Below are 17038 nucleotides of genomic sequence, written 5' to 3'. Positions count from 1 at the left end.
CTTGATTCCCCCGCAACCCACGCCGGATTTTTTTGTAAAGACAAAATAATCCTTGAAATCGGTGTGGGAATTGGGGATAATGTGTACAATGAATCTAGTTTTTGCGAGTTTTCCCTTCCTTAAGGGTTGATAAATGACCCTCAAGACGGTTAAACCTAGGACAAGTCCTAATCCGTCTGGGTCAATTAAAATTAGGAGGCCTCAACGCTTAGGTTGAGAAGGTCAGGCTGAATAGAAATTTCAGCCTTGGATCAGGTTGCATCTATTAACTTACCCATTGCGAATAGGGGGATACTCCCAAGTTAACGCCCATTAATTAGCGCTCAAGAGTGAACACTCAAGGACATTTAATCGGGAAGCCCGCACTATGTTACTAACAAAATGTTACTAACAATCAGTGTTCCTTGTTCTGGGTTTTTTCCGTTGATCAATTACTGATTAGTTGATCAATTACCGATTAATTTTAGTAACTCAGTTCCTGTAAAGAGCCAAGATCACCTAGCTTTCAAATAGCCTAGGCGATTGTGGTTTTCATGTCTCCTGATATGAGTCATCCAACCAGAAGAGAAGACTAGAGTAGACGCTCCTTCCTTTTGTCGCGATTCAGGAATAATTTCCTGAGTCTCCGCTAAATCTCAACCCAAGTACCTAAAGTTCAGCCAAATCAATGATAGGAGTCTAAGCCTAATTGCTATAACCTAAGACCATTTCCGTTTCTAGAATATTGGAGTGAGGAGAGCAGTCATGGACCGTTCAAAAGTGGATCGTTCAAAAGTTGTGGGTCGGAGTCATGTTAGAAGTCTTAATGAGTCTTATGAACAAGGTTTACATAACAGAAGGGGGGGGGAGATAGGGGGAGTGTCCCATCGGGTATCTTCCCCCCACCGTCGTCAAGGGACAACCGCAACCCTTCAACATCCTGCCCTGACGACTCCCCCACCGGAAAAAATTGCTCCTGTGGAGAGCCAAAAAGACCAACCTACTGTTAAGGTGAAGTTGAGAGAAGAACCCACGCAAAAAAAGCCCCACTCCAAACAGAGGGAGGATAAAGGGCAAAATGCTAAACTGTTCCATCGTCCCCAAACTTATCCTGTGTCTAAAAATCATTCCTCTCAACCCCCTCCTCCTGAACCCACTGCATCCCCCACATCTTTCTTGTGGAGTTGGCAACTTTGGGGGGTAGTGGTGATTATTGTGACGGGAACTGTTGGTTTTAGTGCGACCGCTTTGTTAACGAAGTCTCCGGCTATGCCTAATTGTCCTTCTATTTTCTGGCCTACTGCCTCGGCTTCTATGCGGTTGTATTGCGCGGAGTTGGCGGCGAATAAACAAACCATTGAGGACTTGTTAGAAGCGATTCGCTTGGTGGAGGATTTACCTTTGGATCATCCTCTGCGGGGGGAAATTGACCGGAATATTGAGAAGTGGGTTAATGATTTGCTGGCTTTGGGCGAGCAAGAGTTTCAAGAGGGGCGCTTACAAGAGGCGATCGCGTTGGCCAATAAAGTTTCCCAATATTTAAAAGACCCCAGCATTGTACAGGAGCGGATTGACCGTTGGAATGAGGTCTGGCAACAAGGGGAAGAAATCGCGAACGAGGCAGAAAGTCATATTAAAAACGCCGCTTGGGGTTTAGCGTTTCAAAATGCGGCGCGTTTAACGAGATTGAATAATCGTTATTGGGCGAATACCCGGTATCGAGAGTTATTCGACTATTTAGAATTAGCCCGTCGGGAAAGTCGCCAACTCGATGAAGCGTATACGGCCTTAAATCGCGGCGGTTTAGATAACTTGCTCAGAGCCATTGAACTGGCTCAAAATATTAATGACCAGAGTTCAGCCTATGCGGAAGCTCAAATGCTGATCAGTCGGGCTGGGGATAAGATGATTGATCTGGCCTTGGAATTATTAACCAATGGACAATGGCAGGAAGCCATGCAGGTGGCGAATCGGATTCCCAGCGAATTGGAGTTAACGGAACAGGCGCTAGATATTAGTCTGTTGGCTGAAGCGTCATCAACGGCGAGTTATGGCACCGTGAGGAATTTAGAAGATGCGATCGCCCGTGCCATTCGTGTTACTCCCGGCCGTCCCCTCTATCGCCAAGCCCAAAAACTCGCCCGACAGTGGCAACTCGAAGCAGAGGCCGTGGTGCAGTTAGATCAAGCGGATCAACTGGCTCGGGATGGTCGCCCCAGTTCCCTCAATGCCGCCATTGCCCAAGCCCGCTTAGTCACCCGTGAGAATCCCCGCTATTCCCAAGCTCAAAGTAGGATCAACGACTGGACGAGGCAAATTCAAACCCTAGAAGATCGACCCCGTTTAGAACGAGCGCAGAACTATGCTCGTCAGCCCGGTATCGAGAACTTAGAACAGGCGGTGCAAGAGGCGAGGCAGATTGATCCCAATCGCCCCCTCTATCGGGAAGCCCAGACCCGGATTCAACAGTGGGAAAACAATATTCAACAGACGGAAGATCAGCCCATTTTAGATGAGGCGATGAACTTGGCCACTCAAGGGAATTTCCGGGCGGCCATCGAAACCGCCCAACGGATTCAACGGAATCGGGCTTTGTACGATGAAGCGCAAGCTCGGATTAGTCGTTGGGAACGGGAAGTGAATGCCCAGCGCCTGCTCGCCCAAGCCCAACAACTCGCCCAACGGGGAACGCCAGAAGCCCTTAATCAGGCTATTAATCGGGCTTCACAGGTGCCGAATGAGTCGTTATACCGTTACCAGAGTAGTCAAGCGATACAGGTTTGGAGTGAACAGATTCTGGCAATGGCACGGAATCGGGCGGGGAGTGATTTACGAACGGCTATTGCGATCGCCTCTCAAGTCCCCCCCAATACTCCCGCCTACCAAGCCGCCCGCTCTCAACTGGAAATTTGGCAACGGATTCTCAATCCGTCCCAGCCTGCTCCGACCAATGATTATCTGGATGTACAGGATTGGGGGAACTTGTGAAAACGGGTCGAGACAATCCGATCCACCTCCTGCTGTAAATGCTCTCGCGGACCGTTGTTTTCAAGTACAACGTCCGCTAAAGCAGTTTTTGACTCTAAGGGCATTTGGCTAGCAATGCGCGCCTGTGCCGCTTCTAGGGACAACTGATTGCGGGCTTGTAGACGGGCGAGTTGTTGTTCTAGGGAACAGGACACCACCCAAATTTCCTGCACTAAATCGGTCATCTGGGCTTCAAAGAGTAGGGGAATGACTAAAACCACCACAGGACTTTCTCCCGTCCTCATTTCTTGCTCAAAACGCCCTCTGACGAAGGGATGGATTTGGTCTTCTAACCATTTTCGTTCTTGGGGGGTGTTAAAAATAATATCCCCCAGTTGAGGACGGTTGAGGGTACCATCGGGGTTGAGGAAACTCGGGCCGTAGCGCTGTGCGATCGCCTCTAAAATCACCGAACCGGGCTGCACCGCTTCCCGCGCATAGAGATCCGCGTCTAAAATCGGCCAACCATAGACCTCGGCCAAATAGTCCGCAACGGTACTTTTACCCGTTGCAATTCCCCCGGTTAAACCGAGAGCATAGGGGAGATTGTTCACCATCACCGCAAGGTTGCAATTCCTGTTAGCATTGATAGAGTAGCAAAATCTTGGTTGTAGTGAGTTAAAAACCTAAAATGACGATTGTTCAACTGTTTGAAATTCTTTGGACCCTTTCTGCATTACTATTGATTGTTTTAGTCTTACTGCACAGTCCCAAAGGCGATGGACTGGGAGGAATTGGGGGTCAAGCGCAACTCTTCACCAGCACCAAGAGCGCCGAAACCACCCTGAACCGCGTGACTTGGACGTTAAGCATTCTGTTTGTGAGTCTCACGGTAGTTTTAAGCGCGGGCTGGTTGGGTTAACTTTTTTCCTATCGCCTAGTAATATTTTGGGGACGTTAACCTATGTGGAGAAATTCCTCAATAGCACCGCTCAAGTGCTGGTCTGTACCCATGCTACCTTTTCTCGCTCTTAATACCAATTTAACTTGAGTTGTGTGCAGTAGGGGAAGGTTTGGGGAACGGGGAACAGGGGAAATTCAGGTTTTTGCCCTCAAGTCTATTTAATTGGGTATAAACGGCTAAAAGTCTTAGTAACACTGCTTAGAGGGATATTCAGCAGACCCTATGTACCGAGCTTGGTGCATTATTTCCGCTTTAAAAAGATTGCCGGGAACTCCCCATCCCCTCGTGGGTGGGGATGAAAGGCCAGTCAATCAAGCGGTTCAATGCCGCGCAGATTGACAATAATCTATCGGTCTTGCCATTAATCCCTTTTGTGTTAAACTTGGAGAATGAGAAATGTTGTTAAGGTCAGAATCTATCCAACCACTGAGCAGCAAGTAGCCTTGTCAAAGGCGTTTGGCTGTGCTAGGTGGTGGAACTACGCTCTAAACCTGAACAATGAAACCTACAAAGCAACCGGGAAGGGACTGTCAAGACAGGGGTATAACGACCGCTTACCAGCACTCAAAAAGGAGTTTCCTTGGTTGGCCCAATGTTATTCCCAAGTTCTCCAGTCTGTATCCCTGAATCTTTCTCAGGCGTTTATCAACTTCTTTGAGGGAAGAGCTCAATATCCCAACTTCAAGAGCAAGCATGGTAAGCAGTCAATTCAGTATCCGCAGCACGTCAAGTTGTTGGATAAAGCGATTAAATTGCCTAAAATCGGTGATGTCAAAGCAAAATTTCATCGTGTTTTCGATGGTAAGCTGAAGACCGTTACCGTCAGCATGAGTAGGACGGGCAAATACTCCGCCTCTTTGCTTTTTGACGATGGACTACCTAAACCTGAAATAAGCAGCCAAGGTAAAGCGGTTGGGATTGACCTAGGGTTAGCCCATTTTGCCATTACGTCTGATGGTTCTAAATTTGATAATCCCAAACCGCTCAAGAAGAGAGAGAAAAACCTGAAACGCAAGCAGCAAAAGTTATCTCGTAAACAGAAGGGTTCAAAGCGTCGGGCTAAAGCAAGACGTATTGTAGCGCGAGTGCATGAGCGGATTGCTAACACTCGCAAAGACTTCCAGCACAAACTCTCCCGCAAATTGGTGAACGAAAATCAAGTCATCGTTGTGGAAGACCTGTCAGTCAAAAACATGGTGAAAAACCACAATCTAGCCAAAGCGATTTCAGATTGTGGATGGTCAGAATTCACCAGACAGTTAAAGTACAAGGCTGAAAAAGACGGGAAAACCTATCTAGAAATTGGTCGGTTTTTCCCGTCCAGTAAGACTTGTCATGTATGCCTCAATCAGATTGATAGTCTGCCTCTTGATGTTCGTAGTTGGGAATGCCCCAATTGCAAAACCCAACATGACAGAGACGTAAGTGCAGCTATCAATATTCGAGATGAAGGCTTACGAATATTATCGTTGGGAACCAGCGATACTGCCCAAGGAGGCAATGTAAGACCAAAGCGGGGGCGTAAGTCATCCGTAGAGGCGGTTGCTGTTGAGTTGGGAAGCCCCGTCCCCTTGTGGGCGGGGTAGTTCACCTGATGCCAAAATTCCTTCAGTAGGGGAAAATAGTACCATCCTCTCCCCACTTAACTGTGAAAAGTGCCTTCCGATCCCCGACTCTCGATACAATCAAGGACTAGCCCCCCTTTGGAAGGGGGGGAAAATACGGGGGGAGTGTCGCCTCGATTGGTGCTAAAAATTAAATAGAGATATTGTTATCAATCTAACCCAACTCAAAAAACCATTGCCCATTTACCCCTTGTGTGAGGAAACGTCATGACTGGAAACGCGACAGCAACTCCCCTACCCCTCAGCTTCATTGCTAATGGGGGACAAACTGACTCCGCCATTAAGTTTCAGGTCAACGGTGCAGGTCACAATATCTTTTTCGCCCCCGATGCCGTGGTTTTTAGCGGCAGTCAACGAGTGGATGGGGAATCAATTCCCACTCTCGTAGAACATCGCCTCGTCGGGGCTAATCCTACCCCAGTGATTACCCCCCTTCAGCAATTGGTGGGGGTGGCTAACTTTTTGCAGGGCAATAATCCCAGTCAGTGGATTACTAATGTTCCCACCTACAACGGCATTGTTTACCAAAATGTCTATGACCGGATCGACCGGGTTTTCCTGGGCACCGAAGGACAACTGAAAAGTGAATTCATTGTTCACCCCGGCGGGGATCCTAGTCAAATTCGGATGCAGTATGACGGAGTAGAGGCGATAGAAATTCGCTCAGATGGCGCTCTCGTCCTCAAGACGGCCTTTGGGGAACTGGTGGATGCTCCCCTGTTCATTTACCAGGAAATCAACGGTCAGACGGTCATTATTGAGGGGTCTTATGAAATTTTAGAAAATGGGAAGGTGGGCTTTAATTTGGGTCACTATAACCCCAACTATGCCCTGGTTATTGACCCAACGCTGGAATACTCGACCTATTTGGGGGGAAGTGGTGATGAGGTGACGGCGGCGATCGCCTTTGACAACACCGGAGCCACCTACTTCACAGGTAGCACCCTTTCCACCAATTTTCCCACCCGACCCGGAGCCTTTCAAACCATCAACTCCGGGGAACGGGATATATTCGTCACCAAAGTTAACCCCTTTGGCAACGAAATCCTCTATTCCACCTATATTGGCGGGGCGGCCGATGATTGGGTTTATGATATTTTGGTCGATAATTCCGGAGTCGCCTATCTCGCCGGGGGAACCAACTCCACCAACTTCCCCATCACCAACAACGCTTTTCAAAGTGCCTTCGGGGGCGGCACCAGCTTAACCGAACCTCGGGATGCCTTCCTGTTGCAATTAAACCCCCAAGGGAACGGGATTCAATACTCCACCTTCTTTGGCGGCAGTCAATCGGAAAGCATTCAGGCGATCGCCCGAGACAACAATGGCAATATTATTGTCGTAGGCTCCACCACCTCCCCCAACTTCCCCACCACCCCCGGCGCATTTCAGACCACCTTTGGCGGCGTGCGGGATGGCTTTATCGCCAGCTTTGACCCCACCGGAACAAACCTGCTATTTTCCACCCTCCTCGGTGGCAGTGGGGATGATTTTATCTACGACCTCGCCATTGCCGATAATGGCACCATTTACCTCACCGGACAAACCAGTTCCCCCAACTTCCCCACCCGAGGCATTGCCACCGCCCTCAGTGGCCCTAGTGATGCCTTTGTCACCGCCCTACAATCCAGTGGTACCGGGTTGGTTTTCTCCAGTTACCTCGGCGGCAGTGGGGCCGACCAAGGACGGGGAATCGTCGTTGATGGGGAACGCAATATCTACGTTACCGGAGGCACCAGTTCCCCCAACTTCTTCACCACCGATAATGCGAAACAAACCCAATATGGGGGGGGAGACAGTGATATTTTCTACACCGTTTATAACCCCAACGGCGGCCTAACTTACTCCACCTTTCTGGGGGGTGAAGGGTTCGACAGGGCCTATGGCATCGCCATTGATGACACTGGGTTAGTTTACCTCACCGGAACCACCAGCAGCGATGACCTCCCCACCACCCTCACCGCCTTTCAGCCTGAATTCGGCGGCGGGGAAGGGGATGCCTTCTTTGCCACCTTCTCCCCCACAGGTCTGTTAGCGGACTTAAGTTATTTAGGGGGCAGTGGCAAGGAAACCGCCTTTCAGATTAAAGTCGATAGCGAGCAACGCGCCTATATTGCCGGGGTGACAACCTCTAATAATTTCCCCACCACCCCCCTCGGCATTCAACAATCGGGTGGTGGCGGACAAGATGCCTTTTTCGTCAAAGTCACCCTACCAGAACCCAATATTGTCACCATTCCCCGCAATCCCCTATTAAGACTCACTGAAGACGGACAAACCGACAGTTATCAAGTCTTCCTGACCCAACAACCGACAGAAAACGTGCGGATTATCCTAGGGACAGACAGCCAATTAAACGCCCTAGGCTCCTTACTCTTCACCCCGGAAAACTGGAACGTTCCCCAAACCGTCACCGTCAGCGCCATCAATGACCAAATCCCCGAAGGCATCCATAACGGCATTATCACCCATACCGTCTCCGACGACAGCGCCCCAGAATATCGCAACGCCATCTTACCGAGCGTCTTCGCGGAAATTATCGACAACGACGTACAGTATCGGATTTCTGCCCAACGAGTCACCATTCCCGAAGGAGATCAAGGGGTAACACCCCTCAACTTCACTATCCGCCGAGAAGGGGATTTAACCCGTCAGACCTCAGTCGGGTTAAACTTTAGCGGTCAAGCCCGCTTAGGGGTGGATTATCAGAATGTGCGGGTCAGTGGCTTTAATGTGTCTCTAGAGAACAATCGGGTGGTTTTTGGCCCCGATGGAACCACCGCCACCCTCACCCTCGATATTATTGGCAACACTCAAATTCAGCCCGACCGGGATATTATCCTCACCCTGACGGATCCAAGGGCTCCCGGACAAGGAACTCCCCTACTCTTTAATACAGAAGTCTCGACGCTGATTGTGGATGATGAAGTCCCCGGTATTAGTATCCTAGAAACCAATCGGCAGACTCTGGTAAGTGAAGACGGACTGAGTGACACCTACAGCATTGTCTTGAAACGCAGACCCACGGCGAATGTAGTACTAGAGTTTTTAGTAGATAATCAACTGCAACCGATGGATTCCATCACCTTTACCCCCGACAATTGGGATCAGGTGCAAACGGTGACAGTGCGCGCGATAGATGATGAAATTGTCGAAGGCCGCCATACAGGGGTGATTCAACATCGGGTTGCTTTAGGAAGTGCGGCGGAATATATCGACGCTCCGCTCCCCAGCTTGACGGTAGATATTATTGATAATGACAATCCGAGGGTCAATCCTGCACCCAATGGGGTTTTTCTCTTAGATTCCAATAAGGGGCGGAATATTGGTCTGCGCTTTACCATTGCTCAAGTGAATACCCTAACCTCCGTCAATGAAATTGGGGTGATTCGGGTGGATGATGAATTTGGGACGGTGAATGGCAAACGGTTGGGAGATCCCGGTTATGTGGCAGAAGCCCTAGCACGGGGTGAGGTGGTCTTTTCGGCGTTACCGAATACGATTCCCCGCTTTGTAGATACTCGTTTAATGACGTTCTTCCCCAATGAACGGTTAGTGTTTTATTTAGTGCAGAATAGCACCACGGATCAGGTGCTGTTTAATGCGGAACGAGGGGCGGCTATTCCTCCGGTCTTTTTCTCCACGGGGGGCAATGCCTTAGCCTTTGAACAGTTTGGAGTAGATGATTTTGTCTTGAGTTGGAATGATCAACAGGGGGCTCCGAGTGCTGTGGGGGATGTGGTGATGTCTATGCGCTACGCCTTTGATGAACGGCCTCCCCTTGGGACGCGCTGGCAAGGGACAAGGCAAGGGGAAATTATTGACACCCGAGGCCAAGGGACAAGGACGGTTACGATCAATGTCCGCGCGGAGGCGGCGTTTAATAATGTGATTGGTTTATATCGAATTGATGCGATTAATGGACGCATTGGTTTAGATATCTCGACGACAAACCGCAACTATGCGCGCACGGCTATTGAACGACGGGTGACGGAAATTCCGCGAGATAGTAGCGCTAATGTGGTGTTAGAACCCGGGATTTATGCGCCCTATTTAATCGCCAATGGCACCGTTGAGGATTGGCTAGCAACTAACCCAGTTAATTTCATTAGTCAGGAAGTGGTGGCTTATTTCCCCTTTGTGGAGGTCAATCCCGATGGGTTTGACCATCTACGAATGTTTGGCGACAATATTTTTGGCTTTGAGGATTTACCCTTTGGGGGAGATATGGATTTCAATGATATGGTGTTTGAGGTGGTGTTTAACTAAGGGTGAACGGCTTAGATGTAACACCAATAATGAAAGTCTCCCCACCTGCCGGGTAGGGGGGTAGGGGTATCTTATACTAATAAGGGAAATCTCTCACACCCAAGGAGCAAGTCATTCAGTCATGGACGGTTTAACATTTTTTGAGAAAAGCGCAGGCACTTGGCGATCGCAACGCACCACCCATCATCTCCCCTTCCGACGGGCCGAAACCGGAGGATCAGAAATTACCGTTACGATGTTACCCGCCGATGACCCCCGCATCATCGAAATTTGCCAGATGCACGATGCCGATCCTAGTTTAACCGTCGGCGGAGCCCTCGTAAGTTGGGAGGGGTCAATGGCCTGGGACAAAGAAGGAGAGGAACACAAAGGAAAAAGCGTCTTTGCACTCATTCCCGATGGTGAAAACCCCAAAAAAGGGAAACTGTTACGAGAACGGGGTTATGCTGAAATTGTCCCCGTCGCTGGGGAGTACGAAGTAGACGAGGAAGAAGCCCTCAACTTAATCACCGAATACGAAACCATGAGCGTGATTGAGCGTTTTTGGTTTCCGAGTCCTGACATTCGTCTCCGCATGAGTACCGTCAAACGCTTTGGCGGTTTTAATACCGCTACCTTTTGCGCGGAAGTGCGCGTCAATCCCACCCTTGAAGAAGAATCGGCCTCCCTGCCAGCTTCCCCAGCCCTTTATGCTGTTAGTGGTTGGTAATCATTGACAATCCCCGCTCTTGCCTAGACGGGGATTCTTGGTTCATACTCTTGGGAAGTGCCCGGCAGAATCTTTGATTGGCTAGGAGAGAACGTCACAAACCGCCCCCCTCAGCCTCATTCCATGAGGCCATCTCAGAAGCAAGTCGAGACTAGGCGTAAAATGAGAGATACTGGTGTTGGTCTTCAATCAGCCCTCAATCCAACTCGCCCAAAGTTTGTCTAATCCTTTGGGTCAGACGGACAGGGTTGCCCTGAAGTCGGTCCGACATCGATCATCGGTCATAGTAGGTAGGATGTATGAGTAAAGTTTTGGTGGTAGAAGATAGTCTCGCCCAACGGGAAATGATCTCAGATTTACTCAAAGGCAGTGGTTTAACTGTTGCAGTTGCTAGTGATGGCATAGAAGCCCTTGAAAAAATCGAACAATACTCCCCCGATATCGTAGTGTTAGATATTGTCATGCCTAACATGAACGGCTATGAATTGTGTCGGCGCATCAAGTCCGACCCAAACACCCAGCACGTTCCCGTCGTCATGTGTTCCTCAAAAGGGGAAGAATTTGATCGGTATTGGGGAATGCGGCAAGGAGCCGACGCTTATATTGCCAAACCCTTTCAACCCATGGAATTAATTGGTACCGTTAAACAACTCCTACGCGGCTAATCCTTCAGAGTCAAACCCCACACCCCTTATGATTGGTAATCCCCACTTTCTCCAAGGTCAGGGCGATGATATTTCCCCAGATATTGAAAAACTCGAAACCCCCGAGGGGGAACTACATCTAAGATTTTTTCTCCCCTCGGGCATAGAACTAGCCCTACCCGCCACCGGGATTAAAGAAGTGATGAACCAGCCCCCAGACCGCATCACCCCCATTCCCAATGCTTCTCCCCTCCTACTCGGCACCCTGAACTTACGGGGTCAAGTGATTTGGGTGGCTGACTTGGGGCAATTCCTGGGCGATCCTGTTGCTCTCAATACCCAGCGCGCTGAAATTCCGGTTATTGCCGTGGAAGATCAAGAAATCATTCTGGGTCTAGCCATTGATCAAATCGGTGAAATGGGCTGGCTGCCCAGTGACCAAATCCAAGCCCCCAATAATGTCCCAGATACCATGACCTCCTTTATCTTAGGGGAATGGGTAACGAAGGGCGATCCAGAGCAATGTGTCCGCCTGTTAGATCAAGTCAAAATTTTGCGTTCTGCTCGTTGGGCGACCTGACTTAAGATTTTCCAGAAACTGGGCATAATGGGACTAACATGGTACACCTGAGAGGAAGAGGAAGTGAAGGATTTAGACAGAAACTATATGATTAATCCTAAAAGCCGAATTTATTTTAACTGTTGAGATCACTTACCCACTCACCCATTATCGACGACGCTGGAGAAAGTTAATGGCACAAGGGACGGACTATTTACAAGATTACGCAGAAGCCGAACGCGCCTATTTACAAGGCAATTATGACCAAGCGGCCAATATTATTGACCCGTTGGCAGATCATAGTGACGACCCGGCTGTTCATCTCTTGCGAGGACATATTTACTGTTATGGTCTGCATCAGTATGAGATCGCCCAACAACAGTATCAGTTAGTCAAAGAACTTACCGAAGATCAGGACTATCTTGAATATGCCGAAAATGGAATTCAAGATGCTCAAGCCGGATTAGAGGGGTTGAATGGTGGGGAGTTAGGGGTTGAGGATTACGCTACACCCATGGAAGGGGAAGATTATGGGGATAGCACCTATAGCGGTGGGGAAACCTATGATGATTTTGAAGAACTATCGGGAGCGGATTATGAAAATTTCGACAATTTAGAGGATGTGGAGGAGTTTCCCGAGGCTGGAGCCTTAGAGGATTATGAACTATCTGGAGATTTGTCCGATGAAGGGATGGAGTTGGGGGAAGATCCCCTAGGGGGCGGGCAGTTTGAGCTAGACTCCTTTGAACCGGAGCAATTCGACGATGAGCCATTTGAGGAAGATCCCTTAACAGAGGAAAATACGCCCTTTACTAATCCCTTTGCTGAAGGAGAAGACGATTTTGCTTCAGTGTTTAGTGAAGACTCTTTAGAGAATCCCTTTGGGGTGGAGGAGGAACAATGGCAGGATTCCGGTGCTACAGAATTAATGAGTTCTCCCTTTGCCTTGTCTGACCCGGAAGATTATGGGGAGGAATTAGGAGAAGATTTCAATGAAGATTCTACCTTTGTAATTCCAGGAGGCACAGAGGCTCAAAGCGGTTCTTTTGCGGAAAGTTTGGACGATATTTCACCCAATTGGCAAGAGGAAGGGGGTATGGATTTTGAGCTACCCCCAGAGGAGTTAGAGGGACTGGGGGATTTTCCCGAGGAGGACTTTGAAGAAACCCTACTCATGGCCTCGGGGATTAATATGGATCAGTTTAATTCTGAAGCGCTCGAAGACCCTGAGCCACCCCTAGAGAATTTCTCAGAGGACTATGGGGAGGATTTAGGCGCGGAGGATGAATCGTTATATTCCGAAGACTTTGGTTTAGATTCGGGCATTAACGGCAATTCTAACGGAATGAATAGTGGGGGCAATTTTGCCTTTGATGATTTTGACTCGACTTACAATGACGAGGGTTTTGATAGTTTTGATGATCCCTCTGCTTTGCTCAATGCCGATGATTTAGGGGATGATTCCGGCTTTGGAGCGTTCCAAGGGAGAACGGGTGGGGAAGCATCCCAAGGCTTTTTAGAAGAATTTGATGTATTTAATGAGGATCTCGAAGACCTACCCGATTTTGATCGGACTCAAGGGGGGGGAGATATTCCCCATTCGGGTCTAGGGTTTGATCCCTCCGGCACCCTCTCCGATGAGATGGATTTTGTGGGGGACAATAGTGGGATGTTAACGTCCCATGATGAGGCCATGTTTGGGGGCTCGGTGGCGGATGATGTCACCCCCACCAATTTCACCCGGTCTGAACGGTCTATGGAGCCGGTGGTGGAAGTGGAACAGGGGCGGATGGCTTGGTTTGAGAATTTGCCGTTGTTGAAAAAACAATGGTGTACGGCGGTGGTTTCTGGGTCGGTTTCGGCGTTTGCGATCGCCTTAGTCTCCTTTGTCAGTTTTACCCAAGCGGATCCCGAGTCTAAGGAAGCTGTCATCCCCTACATGAGGATCTGGAATACCTTAATGGCTTTAGTGGGAGGGGCCGCCAGTGCCGGGGCGGTGGTCTACCTCGGACGGGTGACAACGGAACAGATTCAGCGTTCCACGGAAAACCTGCAAGCCCAATTTGATGCCGTCTGTCAGGGCGACTTCAACGCCAAGGCCACGGTTTATTCTGAAGATGAGTTTGGACAGTTAGCCAGTGGCTTTAACGAGATGGCGCGGGTCATTCTCACCACCACCAGCGAAGCTCAACGACGGGCTGAAGAAACCGAACAACAGAAAGAAGATTTACAACGGCAGGTGATTCGCCTCCTCGACGACGTGGAAGGCGCTGCCCGAGGGGATTTAACGGTGCGGGCAGAAGTGACGGCGGACGTACTCGGTGCGGTGGCCGATGCTTTCAACTTAACCATTCAAAACCTGCGGGAAATCGTTGTTCAGGTGAAAACGGCCGCCCGACAGGTGAATAAATTCTCTGGGGAAAATGAACAGTTCGCCCGGGGTCTACAAAGTGATGCCTTGCGCCAAGCGGAGGAATTGGCCGTTACCTTAAATTCTGTGCAGATGATGACCGACTCCATCCGCCGGGTAGCCGAAAATGCGCGGGAGGCCGAGGAAGTGGCTCGCACGGCGGCGGCTGTGGCGGTGAAAGGGGGTGACGCGGTAGAACATACCGTGGGGGGGATTCTGCAAATTCGGGAAACCGTGGCAGAAACCACCCGCAAGGTGAAACGTTTGGCCGAATCCTCCCAAGAAATTTCTAAAATTGTGGCGGTAATTTCCACCATTGCCTCCCGGACGAACTTATTGGCTTTAAATGCTTCCATTGAGGCCGCCCGGGCGGGGGAAGCGGGACGAGGTTTTGCCATTGTGGCGGACGAGGTGCGGCAGTTGGCGGATCGGTCAGCCAAGGCGTTAAAAGAGATTGAACAAATCGTATTGCAGATTCAAAGTGAGACAAACTTGGTTATGCAGGCGATGGAAGAAGGGACGCAACAGGTTATTGATGGGACGAAGCGGGCGGAACAGGCGAAACGTTCTCTAGAGGATATTATTCAAGTCTCTAACCGGATTGATGCGCTGGTGCGGTCTATTACGGCGGATACGGTGGAACAAACGGAAAGTACCTTAGCCGTGGCGCAGGTTATGCAGTCAGTGGAGTTAACGGCGCAAGAAACCTCCCAAGAGGCGCAAAAGGTGGCTTCTTCCCTGCAAAACTTGGTGAGTATTGCCCGAGATTTGCTGTCTTCGGTGGAACGGTTCCGGGTAGACTCGACGGAGGAATAATGGCGGCTTCTTCCTCTAGTTTTGGGCTTCAGATGTGGTTTAAACGCTTGTTGGCGGCCTGTTTGTTGGCGGGACAGGTGTTTGTTCATTTGCTGCAATTGCGCTTACACCGTCGCAATACCTTGGAACAGATGGGGATTGTGGGGCCGGCTTCCTTGACCATTGCCTTGGTAACGGCGGGGTTTGTGGGTATGGTGTTCACTATTCAGGTGGCGCGGGAGTTCCTGTTTTTTGGGGCGGGGAGTGCAGTGGGGGGCGTGTTGGCTTTGGCCTTGGCGCGAGAATTAGCCCCGGTGTTAACGGCGGTGGTGTTGGCGGGTCGCGTGGGGTCGGCGTTTGCGGCGGAAATCGGCACCATGAAGGTGACGGAACAAATTGATGCGCTGTATATGTTGAAGACGGATCCGATTGATTATTTGGTGATCCCCCGTTTGGTGGCCTGTTGTACGATGTTACCGATTTTAACGTTGCTGTCGTTATTAATTGGACTCTGGGGGGGTTTAACGGTGGCGACCTTGATTTATGACATTCCGCGCAATATTTTTTTAGAGTCGATTCAGAATTTTCTCGGGCCTTGGGATTTGGTGAGTGCCATGATTAAGGCGTTGGTGTTTGGGGGTTTGGTGGCGGTGATTGGTTGTAGTTGGGGGTTAACGACGACGGGGGGGGCTAAGGGGGTGGGACAGTCTACGACGACGGCGGTAGTGACGGCCCTGTTGGCGATTTTTGTCAGTAATTTTTTCCTCTCTTGGTTGATGTTTCAAGGGATGGGCAATGCTATTGTGGGCTGACATTTTCCCACACTGCATCAGAGATTACAGTGTCGGGTTTCCAATTCAACCACCCAACTTATCAAGCAGGTCCTAGGAGATTTTTTAAGGCGGCGATCGCGTGTAATTTCACTTTAGCCTCTGAATCCTGCTGCATTTGGCTTAAATAGTCCAAAGCACAAGGATCTTGTAATTGCCCCCAAGCAACGGCTAAGGCTTGTTTAATCTCAGGAGTTAAGTGGATGGTTTGAGTCTGGGCAAAATCTAGGAGAATTTGCGCGGCAATGGGGCGGAGGGTTACGCTTGCTACTCGGCCAAGGACTGCAATAATTTCTCCGGTGGTGGCTTCGGGTTGGTTGTTGAGAACAAAGCGTAAACAGTCGAGACTATAAGGCGTTTCCATCCAGGCTAAGGCGCGAATGAGGTCGATTTTAAGGGGGGTGGGGGTGGCGGCGGACTGGAGGACGTTTAGGAGGGTTTGGGCGGCTTCGTTGCTCCCTAAACGGCTAATGGCGATCGCGGCTTGTTGACACACACTCAGATTAAAGTCATAAAGTCGGGGTTGTAGATAGGGCAGTAAGTTATATTCAGGGAAGACATGAGCTTGCATCCCTAAACCAATCACCGCTTCTTTCCGCACGGAGGCGGCTAGGTCTTCTAAACTCATTATTAACTGTTCTAGAATAGGTTCTTGATGGAAACTGGCTAAGGCTTCCAATGCGATCGCCCTCACCTGCCAATCTTTATCCTTCACCACCCCCAGCAAGGGTTCAATCACCGCCGGACAGCGAATTTGAGCCAAAGAACGCACCGCCAACCAATGAGACTCCGGTTGCCCCAGCAACCCCGTCAAAGCCACTACAGCCGTTTCTCCCATTGTCGCCAAGGCCTCGGCCGCACTATTCACCACATCCTCATAGGGATTGTGGTAGAGACAATAAATCAATCTTTGAATGACTTGGGGATCGGGGAAAGAGCCTAAAATCCGAGTGACAAACCATTGTTTTTCTGGATCTTCCTCCTCTGCCTCTAAAATCGCCATTAAACTCGGGAGTGCTTCCTTCCCCCAGTGGGGCAAGAGTTTCATCACATCCCAGCGAGTGTGAAAGTCTCCTTGGTCTAAGATGTCTAATAAGACCGCTAAAACTTGTTGCTTTTCTGATGTATTCTCCCTTGCCAAGGGTTGATCTTGTTCTTCTAATAAGAACTGTTGAACATAATAAATCGCTGACTTTAAATCCCCTTGAGCAGAGGCAACCTGAGCTTTTTGTGACAATTTTGACATTATCGTTTGCATAACCATATTCCACAGATTAACGATTTCTT

Annotated in this window: 11 protein-coding genes; 9 read left to right on the top strand and 2 right to left on the bottom strand. The window is 49.6% G+C overall.

Going from position 1 to position 17038, the window contains the following annotated elements; all coding sequences use genetic code 11:
• The first annotated feature begins 744 nt into the window (after positions 1 to 744).
• The gene (locus SPI9445_RS25880) at positions 745 to 2967 is read left to right on the top strand and encodes a tetratricopeptide repeat protein (RefSeq protein WP_017305827.1); all 2223 of its coding nucleotides are present in this window, start codon (positions 745 to 747) and stop codon (positions 2965 to 2967) included.
• On the opposite strand, the gene coaE is transcribed toward SPI9445_RS25880, so the two are convergent.
• Entirely contained in the window at positions 2934 to 3563 is a 630-nt protein-coding gene (gene coaE / locus SPI9445_RS0116215) for a dephospho-CoA kinase (RefSeq protein ID WP_017305826.1), read from the bottom strand. The two genes, SPI9445_RS25880 and coaE, sit on opposite strands and share 34 nt — an antisense overlap.
• Before the next feature lie 74 nt (positions 3564 to 3637).
• Between coaE and secG the strand changes: the two genes are divergently transcribed.
• The 8 genes from secG to SPI9445_RS0116175 all read left to right on the top strand — a co-directional run bounded on the left by secG (position 3638) and on the right by SPI9445_RS0116175 (position 15733).
• Entirely contained in the window at positions 3638 to 3868 is a 231-nt protein-coding gene (gene secG, locus SPI9445_RS0116210; protein WP_017305825.1) for a preprotein translocase subunit SecG, read from the top strand.
• Positions 3869 to 4299: 431 nt separating this feature from the next.
• Positions 4300 to 5496, top strand: coding sequence for an RNA-guided endonuclease InsQ/TnpB family protein (locus SPI9445_RS0116205; protein WP_017305824.1), 1197 nt, complete (start codon positions 4300 to 4302; stop codon positions 5494 to 5496).
• 246 nt (positions 5497 to 5742) lie between these two features.
• Positions 5743 to 9804, top strand: coding sequence for a DUF7948 domain-containing protein (locus tag SPI9445_RS0116200; protein WP_017305823.1), 4062 nt, complete (start codon positions 5743 to 5745; stop codon positions 9802 to 9804).
• Between the two features lie 121 nt (positions 9805 to 9925).
• Complete coding sequence (locus tag SPI9445_RS0116195; protein WP_017305822.1) at positions 9926 to 10513, top strand: phycobiliprotein lyase; 588 nt, start codon at positions 9926 to 9928, stop codon at positions 10511 to 10513.
• A gap of 299 nt (positions 10514 to 10812) precedes the next feature.
• Entirely contained in the window at positions 10813 to 11178 is a 366-nt protein-coding gene (locus tag SPI9445_RS0116190; protein ID WP_017305821.1) for a response regulator transcription factor, read from the top strand.
• 28 nt (positions 11179 to 11206) lie between these two features.
• Positions 11207 to 11737, top strand: coding sequence for a chemotaxis protein CheW (locus SPI9445_RS0116185; protein ID WP_017305820.1), 531 nt, complete (start codon positions 11207 to 11209; stop codon positions 11735 to 11737).
• A 172-nt stretch (positions 11738 to 11909) separates the two neighbouring features.
• Positions 11910 to 14942: a methyl-accepting chemotaxis protein gene (locus SPI9445_RS0116180; RefSeq protein WP_017305819.1), complete on the top strand. Its 3033-nt coding sequence runs from the start codon at positions 11910 to 11912 to the stop codon at positions 14940 to 14942.
• Entirely contained in the window at positions 14942 to 15733 is a 792-nt protein-coding gene (locus SPI9445_RS0116175; RefSeq protein ID WP_017305818.1) for an MlaE family lipid ABC transporter permease subunit, read from the top strand. Before SPI9445_RS0116180 ends, SPI9445_RS0116175 begins: the two co-directional genes overlap by 1 nt.
• A gap of 61 nt (positions 15734 to 15794) precedes the next feature.
• Here the strand turns inward: SPI9445_RS0116175 and SPI9445_RS0116170 are convergent, their stop codons facing one another.
• Positions 15795 to 16997: a HEAT repeat domain-containing protein gene (locus SPI9445_RS0116170; RefSeq protein ID WP_017305817.1), complete on the bottom strand. Its 1203-nt coding sequence runs from the start codon at positions 16995 to 16997 to the stop codon at positions 15795 to 15797.
• Between the last annotated feature and the right edge of the window lie 41 nt (positions 16998 to 17038).

The organism is Spirulina subsalsa PCC 9445 (assembly GCF_000314005.1).
Taxonomy (GTDB): domain Bacteria; phylum Cyanobacteriota; class Cyanobacteriia; order Cyanobacteriales; family Spirulinaceae; genus Spirulina_A; species Spirulina_A subsalsa.
This window is presented reverse-complemented; position numbering and strand designations above follow the sequence as displayed.